Here is a 7537-nt window from a genome sequence, read left to right on the forward strand (position 1 = left end):
GCCATGCTCAGGCCACCGTGCGCGGCTCGCCCGCGCCGAAGAGGTTGCTCACGCAGCGGCCGCACAGCGTCGGGTGCGCCGCGTCGGCACCCACGTCCGCGCGCCAGTGCCAGCAGCGCTCGCACTTGGTGTCGCCCGACGGCGTGACCTCGATGGCCAGCTCCTCGCCGCGCGCCAGCTCCACCACCGAGACGATCAGCACGAACTTCAGATCGTCGCCCAGCGAGGCGAGCAGCCCGTGGTCCTCTTCATTCACCGTGAGCCGGACGTTGGCCTGCAGTGAAGAACCCACGCCGCCGGCGCTGCGCACCGCCTCGATGGCCTTGTTCACCGCGTCGCGGATCTCGTGCACGCGCTCCCAGCGCGCCAGCAGCGCCTCGTTGGCCTGGGTGAAGGGCCAGTAGGTTTCGGTGAAGATGGTCTGGCCACCGTCGAAGACCTTCCAGGCCTCCTCGGCCGTGAAGCTGAGGAACGGCGCCATCCAGCGCAGCATGGCCTGCGTGATGTGCCACAGCGCGGTCTGCGCGCTGCGCCGCGCGTGCGACTTGGGCGCGGTGGTGTAGAGCCGGTCCTTGAGCACGTCCAGGTAGAACGCGCCCAGGTCCTCCGAGCAGTAGACCTGCAGCTTGGACACCACCGGGTGGAACTCGTAGCGGTCGTAGTGCGCCAGGATTTCGCTTTGCAGCTGCGAGGCGCGGGAGAGGGCGTAACGGTCCACCTCCAGCAGTTCCTCCAGCGGCACGGCGTCGGCCTTGGCGTCGAAGTCCGAGACGTTGGCCAGCAGGAAGCGCAGCGTGTTGCGGATGCGGCGGTAGGCATCGACCACGCGCGCGAGGATCTTGTCGTCGATGTTGAGGTCGCCCGAGTAGTCGGTGGAGGCGCACCACAGCCGGATGATCTCGGCGCCGAGCTTGTTGCTCACCGACTGCGGCTCGACGATGTTGCCCAGGCTCTTGGACATCTTGCGGCCCTGGCCGTCGGTGGCGAAGCCGTGCGTGAGCAGCCCCTTGTAGGGCGCGCGGCCCTCCAGCGCGCAGGCGATCAGCAGCGAGCTGTGGAACCAGCCGCGGTGCTGGTCGTGGCCTTCCAGGTACAGGTCGGCCTCCGGGCCGCTGCCGTGGCACTGGCCGGCGTGGCTGCCGCGCAGCACGTGGAAGAAGGTCGAGCCCGAGTCGAACCACACGTCCAGGATGTCGGTGCTCTTGGCGTACTCCTCGGCTTCCGCGCCCAGCCACTCGGCCGGGTCGAGCTTGCTCCAGGCCTCGATGTTGCCTTGCTCAACGAGCTGCGCCGCGCGCTCCACGAACTCCAGCGTGCGCGGGTGCAGCTCGCCCGTGACCTTGTGCAGGAAGAAGGGCAGCGGCACGCCCCAGCTGCGCTGGCGGCTGATGCACCAGTCGGGGCGGTTGGCGATCATGTCGCGCAGCCGCGCGCGGCCGTTCTCGGGGTAGAAGCTGGTGGCGTCGATGGCCGCCAGCGCCGTCTGGCGCAGCGTGCCCGGCGCCTTGTTGACCGTGCACACGCCATCGCCCTCGTCCATGCGAACGAACCACTGCGCCGCGGCGCGGTAGATCACCGGCGTCTTGTGGCGCCAGCAGTGCGGGTAGCTGTGCGGCAGCTGCGAGGTGGCCAGCAGGCGGCCGGCGTCCTGCAGCGCCTGGACGATGTTCGGGTTGGCCTTCCAGATGAACTGGCCGCCGAACAGCGGCAGCTCCGCGGCGTACACGCCGTTGCCCTGTACGGGGTTGAGGATGTCGGTGGACTTCATCCCGTGCGCGAGGCAGGAGTTGAAGTCGTCCACGCCGTAGGCCGGCGCGGAGTGCACGATGCCGGTGCCGTCCTCGGCGGTGGCGTAGTCGGCCAGGATCACGGGCGACAGCCGCGCGTAGCCCGGGTCCACGTCCGCGAAGGGATGGTGGAACTGCAGGCCCGCCAGGTTTTTGCCGGCGGTGGTGGCGGCGACTTCGCCTTCCAGGCCGTAGCGCGCCAGGCACTTCTCCACCAGCGCCTCGGCCAGGACCAGCAGCCCGCGCGGCGTGCGCACCAGCGCGTAGGGCAGCTCGGGGTTGAGGTTCAGCGCCTGGTTGGCGGGAATCGTCCAGGGCGTGGTGGTCCAGATGACGATGAAGGCGTCCTGCTCCAGCGCGGGCAGGTCGGGATCGCTCAGGCCGAAGGCGGCGGCGAGCCGGGCCGGGTCGGCGGCCTTGAAGGCCACGTCGATGGTGGGCGAGGTCTTGTCGGCGTACTCGATCTCGAACTCGGCCAGCGAGCTGCCGCAGTCGAAGCACCAGTACACGGGCTTCAGGCCGCGGTAGACGTAGCCGCGCTCCATGAGTTTGCCCAGCACGCGGATCTCGCCGGCCTCGTTGCCGCGGTCCATGGTGCGGTAGGGGTGCTCCCAGTCGCCGATGACGCCCAGGCGCTTGAAGTCGGCCATCTGCTGCGCGATCTGCTCGCCGGCGTAGGCACGGCTCTTGGCCTGCACCTCGTCGCGCGGCAGGCCGCGGCCGTGGGTCTTCTCGATCTGGTTCTCGATGGGCAGGCCGTGGCAGTCCCAGCCCGGCACGTACAGCGCGTCGAAGCCGGCGAGCTGCTTCGACTTGACGATCATGTCCTTGAGGATCTTGTTGACCGCATGCCCGATGTGCAGCTTGCCGTTGGCGTAGGGCGGGCCGTCGTGCAGCACGAAGCGCGGGGCGCCGCAGCGCGCCTCGCGCAGCCGCTTGTAGATGCCCTGGCTTTCCCATTCCTTGACCCAGCCCGGCTCGCGCTTGGGCAGGTCGCCGCGCATGGGGAACTTGGTGTCGGGCAGGTTGAGGGTGGCGCGGTAGTCGGTGGCAGCAGCGGTGGAGTCGTTCATGGCGGTGGCGCCGTCGCGGCCGGCGCTAGGAGGTTGGGGCGGCGGCAGTGCCGCCGCGGCTCGGTCGGGGAGGGGGACGGTGCGGGGCGGGCGGCTCCTTCGGCGCAGCCGCCCGGCGCGCGTCAAGCGGCCGAGCTTTGAATTCGATCGCGCGTGGCCTGGCGCCGGGTGCAGGCATGCCAGCGGCGCAGCGGCGTCAGGAAGAGGCAAGAGGGCATCCCCTGATTTTAAGGGGCGGCTTTACCGCCCCGCCCGGCGCGCGGTCGCCGCGCTTCAGAAGAAGTCGAAGCCCATGGGCCCGCTGCGCAGGCGCCGGCGCTCGGCCTTGAGCCAGCGCTTGGTGACGGCCTTGTCCTCCAGCATGCGGGCGTCGAGCGCCGCCTGCGCCAGGTCCGCGCGCAGCTCCCGCAGCTGCCGCTCCAGCAACGGGCCCAGCTGCCGCGGATGGCTCACCGCGCCGGGCATCAGCCCGAACTCCATGCCGAACGCCGCCTCGGCATGCAGCAGTTCGTCCTTGAGCTCTTCGAGCTGCTCGGCCAGCACCTTGTTGTAGTGCTTCAGGCGCTGCGGGTCGGCCCGGGCGGCGTGGTCGGCGTCGATCTGCTCGATCTGCAGTTGCAGCTCCAGCAGCGTGAGCAGGTCGCCGGCCTCGTGGGCCTGGTTCACCTTCTGCATCAACGCGGTCTTGGCCTCGCGCTGGGCGGGGTCGGTCTCGCGGTCCGGGTGCAGCGCGCTGGCGAGCTTGCGGTAGATCTCGCGCACCGATTGCGTGGCCTGCTGCGCCTCGGCCTCGCGCTTGCGCTGCGCGGCGCTCTGGCGGCGCGCGGGGCGGACCGGTTCGACGTCCTCGGCGGCCTGCTGCGCGGCGGCCTGCTGCTGGAAGCCCTGGCGCACGCGTTCGAACAGGTCTTCCTGGCTGCGGATGTCGTCGTCCTGGCCCAGGTCCAGGCCCGTCATCAGCTCGGCCATGTCCTTCATGGCGCGCATCGACTCCTGCTGCTCGGTATCGAAGTCCACCTCGGCGTAGCGGTCGAACAGCGCCTTGAGCTCCGCGTCCTCCACACCCATGTCGAGCAGTCCGCCGGCGGCCTCGCACAGCAGCTCGGCCAGCGTCTCGCGCTCGGTCTTGGTCCAGCCGCGCTGTTCCAGCAGGTCTTCCAGCGCGAAAGCCCAGGCCCGCTGCGCGGCATCGCGCGATTCCAGCAGCGGCTGCAGCAGCTGCGCATGCGATTGCCGGTACGCGGCGACGGCGGCGGGCCAGGCCGCCAGGGTCTGCCGGGCCTGCTCGATCTGGCGGATCAGGCTGTTGAAGCGCTTCTGCTGCGGCGACAGTGCCGCGCCGGCTTGGTTGGGGGACATCTGCAGGGCACGGGCAGCGGACACGGATCGCCTCCGGGGTATTCGTGTTGAAAGGAGCGCAGGCTCAGACGGAGGGGTGCGCCGCGAGCCAGGCCCGCGCGTCGGCCTCGTCCTGCGCGATGGCCTCGCGCAGCGCCTCCAGCGAGGGGTAGCGGCGCTCGTCGTGCAGCTTGTGCAGCAGCTCCACCCGGATGCAGCGGCCGTAGCCGGCGTCCAGCGCCAGCGGCCACTCCAGGCAGTGCGTTTCCAGCAGCACGCGCCCGGCGTCCTCCACCGTGGGGCGCACGCCCAGGCTGGCCACGCCGGGCAGGGGCCGCTCGGTCAGGCCATGGACCCGCACCACGAAGATGCCCATGACGGCCGGCTTGGGATGGTCGAAGCGCAGGTTGAGCGTCCTGAAGCCCAGGTCGCGGCCGAGCTTGCGCCCGTGCATCACGTGGCCGCTGACGCTGTAGGGACGGCCCAGCAGCACGGCGGCTTGCTCCAGGTTGCCCTGCGCCAGCGCCTCGCGCACGGCCGAGCTGGACACGCGCAGCCCGTGCACCTCGTAGCTGAGCATGCGCGCCACGTCGAAGCCGGCAACGTCGCCCGCGGCGTCGAGCGTGGCGTAGTCGCCGGCGCGGCGCGCGCCATAGCAGAAGTCGTCGCCCACGAGCACGTAGCGCGCGCGCAGGCCCTGCACCAGCACCTCGTCCACGAAGGCCTGCGGCGACAGCGCGGCGAAGCGCTGGTCGAAGCGCAGCACCACCGTTTGGTCGATGCCGCAGCGCTCCAGCTCGGTGAGCTTGTCGCGCAGGTTGGCGATGCGCGCCGGCGCGAGCTGCGGCTGCCCCGTGCGCTTGGCGAAGAAGTCGCGCGGGTGGGGCTCGAAGGTGAGCACGCAGCTGGGCAGCCCGCGATGGCGGGCCTCGTTGGTGAGCAGCGCCAGCATCGCCTGGTGGCCGCGATGGACGCCGTCGAAGTTGCCGATGGTGAGCGCACAGGCGCTCGCAATGCCGGGATGGTTGAAACCGCGGAAGACGCGCATGGGCCGATTATCGCGGTCCAGGCAAACCCGCTCCCGCACCGGCAGGGCCATGGTGCCGCGCCGCGCCCGGATCGCGGTACGGCGCCCGGTACGCGGTGCTCATGCATTTCCCGCATAAGCTGCCGCGCCATGGCCTCGACTCCCGCTTCGACCCCGCTTGTCCTGGACGCGCCCGTGCCGCGCCGCATCCTGCCCGTGATCACCGTGTCGCAGTTCGCCGGCACCTCGCTGTGGTTCGCCGTCAACGCGGTGATGCCGGAGCTGCAGCGCGAGCTGGACCTGCCGGCCTCGGCGGTGGGCAGCCTGACCTCCGTGGTGCAACTGGGCTTCATCGCCGGCACGCTGGTGTTCGCGCTGCTGGCCATCGCCGACCGCTGGTCGGCGCGGCTGGTGTTCCTGTTGTGCGCGCTGGCTGGCGCGGCCTGCACGGTACTGGCCGCGGTGCTGCCGCCGTCGTGGACGGGGCTGCTGGTGCTGCGGGGCCTGACCGGCTTCTGCCTGGCCGGCATCTACCCGGTGGGCATGAAGATCGCGGCCAGCTGGTGGACGCGCGGCCTGGGCAACGCGCTGGGCCTGATGGTGGGCGCGCTGATGCTGGGCACCGCCGCGCCACACGCGCTGCGCGCGCTGGGCACGCACTGGCCGTGGCAGCAGGTCATGCTTTGCGTGGCCGCGCTGGCGGCCGGGGGTGGACTTCTGCTGTACACGCTGGTGCCCGATGGTCCGGGGGTACGCAAGCCCGCCGGGCTGCATTTCACCGGCCTGTCCTGCATCTGGCGTGACGTGAAGGTGCGCGCCTCGGCCGGCGGCTACTTCGGCCACATGTGGGAGCTCTACACCTTCTGGGTGCTGGTGCCGGCCATCGTGGGCGCGCGCTGGGCGGGGGCGGCGCAGTCGTGGCGTTCCTTCGCGGTGATCGCGCTGGGCGCGCTGGGTTCGGTGCTGGGCGGGCTGGTGGTGCGGCGCTTTGGCAGCGCGCGGGTGGCGGGCTTCTTCATCGCGGGCAGTGGCGCGTGCTGCTTCCTGGCGCCCTGGGCGCTGCACGCGGGCGATGCGGTGTTCATGCTGTGGCTGCTGGCCTGGGGCTTCACCGTCTCGCCGGACTCGCCGCAGTTCTCCGCGCTCACCGCCATGAACGCCCCGCGCGAGGCCGTGGGCAGCGTGCTGACGCTGGTGAACTGCATCGGCTTTTCCATCTCGGTGCTGAGCATCGAGCTGTTCGTGCGGCTGGCGCAGAGCTTCCCGCTGGAGCAACTGCTGCCGTGGCTGGGGTTGGGGCCGGTGGTGGGGCTGGTGTTGCTGCGGCCGCTGGTGAGGGCCGGCAGTTGACGGCGACCGGCACGGCTTCGTGAGCCGGCCGCGGCCTACTGCGGCGGCGCTTGGAAACACTCCTCCGGCCACTGCCAGCCCGCCCGCGCCAGCCGCTCCAGCCAAGTCCACACACTTTGCAGATGGTCGCGCCCGGGCGCGCGCAGCTCGTGGTCGGCGTCCGGGAAGGTGAGGGCGCAGTAACCGCCGGCGCGATGCCGGGCCGCGTCGGCGAACTCGGCATAGGCCCGCGCCGGCATGAGCGCGTCGCGCCCGCCCCAGGCGTGCAGCAGCGGTCGCGGATCGGCCAGCAGCGGCTGGCGCAGCGGCCAGTGGCGCAGGTCTCGCCAATAGCGCCAGTGCCGGCCATGCAGCACCGCATCCGGCGTGTCGGGCACCTCGGCCGCGGCCATCAGCGCGCCCCAGGCGGCGCCGGCGTCCAGGCGCTCGGCCTGCAGCCGGCCGGCCACGGCCGGGTCCAGGCCGGCATGGCCCACCATCACCAGCAGCTTCACTGGCGGCAATGCCGCCGCCAGCCCGGGCAGCAGCTCGGCGCCTTCCGAAAGGCCCATCAGCACCAGTGGCAGCGGCTCGGGGCGCCGTTGCAGCGCCTGCGTGGCGAGTTGGCGCGCCCGTTCCAGCCACGCGCTCAGGCGGTCGGCCTGCACGAAAGCCACGGGGCAGGGCGACTCGGGCAGGCCCGGGTCCGGCGCGGGTGGGAGATGGGGTTTCTGCAGCAGCAGCACCTCGGCATGCAGCAGCCCGGCCGCCAGCCGGTCGGCCGAGGGGGCGAGCGAATGGCAGCCCGAGCCCGGCACCAGCAGCACCCGGTAGCGCGCGGGCGGCAACAGGGCCGGCCGCAGCAGCACCTGGCCGAGGGCCGGGTGCGCCAGCAGCTCGGTGAAGCGCGGCGCCTGGTCGGCGGTCGCCGGGCCCCACGGCAGCGCGGCCAGTGCCAGCGCCGCCAGCAGCCGCCGCGCGTG

5 protein-coding genes are annotated in these 7537 nt (G+C 71.7%); 1 reads left to right on the top strand and 4 read right to left on the bottom strand.

What is annotated here, in order from left to right:
- Nucleotides 1-7: 7 nt before the first annotated feature.
- The 3 genes from ileS to Q0741_RS28010 form a co-directional block, all read right to left on the bottom strand.
- A complete protein-coding gene (gene ileS / locus Q0741_RS28000; protein ID WP_298236476.1) occupies nucleotides 8-2860 on the bottom strand; it encodes an isoleucine--tRNA ligase in 2853 nt (950 codons plus the stop codon).
- A 273-nt stretch (nucleotides 2861-3133) separates the two neighbouring features.
- The gene (locus tag Q0741_RS28005; RefSeq protein ID WP_298236477.1) at nucleotides 3134-4243 is read right to left on the bottom strand and encodes a J domain-containing protein; all 1110 of its coding nucleotides are present in this window, start codon (nucleotides 4241-4243) and stop codon (nucleotides 3134-3136) included.
- Nucleotides 4244-4283: 40 nt separating this feature from the next.
- Nucleotides 4284-5246: a bifunctional riboflavin kinase/FAD synthetase gene (locus Q0741_RS28010; RefSeq protein ID WP_298236478.1), complete on the bottom strand. Its 963-nt coding sequence runs from the start codon at nucleotides 5244-5246 to the stop codon at nucleotides 4284-4286.
- 129 nt (nucleotides 5247-5375) lie between these two features.
- On the opposite strand from Q0741_RS28010, the gene Q0741_RS28015 reads away from it, so the two are divergent.
- Nucleotides 5376-6575: a nitrate/nitrite transporter gene (locus tag Q0741_RS28015; protein WP_298236479.1), complete on the top strand. Its 1200-nt coding sequence runs from the start codon at nucleotides 5376-5378 to the stop codon at nucleotides 6573-6575.
- A gap of 35 nt (nucleotides 6576-6610) precedes the next feature.
- Here Q0741_RS28015 and Q0741_RS28020 read toward each other — a convergent pair.
- Nucleotides 6611-7537: alpha/beta hydrolase (locus Q0741_RS28020; RefSeq protein ID WP_298236480.1), on the bottom strand; the 927-nt coding region annotated here is incomplete at its 5' end.

The sequence above is a fragment of the uncultured Azohydromonas sp. genome (assembly GCF_937926365.1).
Lineage (GTDB): Bacteria > Pseudomonadota > Gammaproteobacteria > Burkholderiales > Burkholderiaceae_C > Azohydromonas.

Coding starts and splice junctions, on each gene's coding strand:
- ileS (WP_298236476.1), bottom strand. CDS start 2,860: ATGAACGACTCCACCGCTGCTGCCACCGACTACCGCGCCACCCTCAAC.
- Q0741_RS28010 (WP_298236478.1), bottom strand. CDS start 5,246: ATGCGCGTCTTCCGCGGTTTCAACCATCCCGGCATTGCGAGCGCCTGT.
- Q0741_RS28015 (WP_298236479.1), top strand. CDS start 5,376: ATGGCCTCGACTCCCGCTTCGACCCCGCTTGTCCTGGACGCGCCCGTG.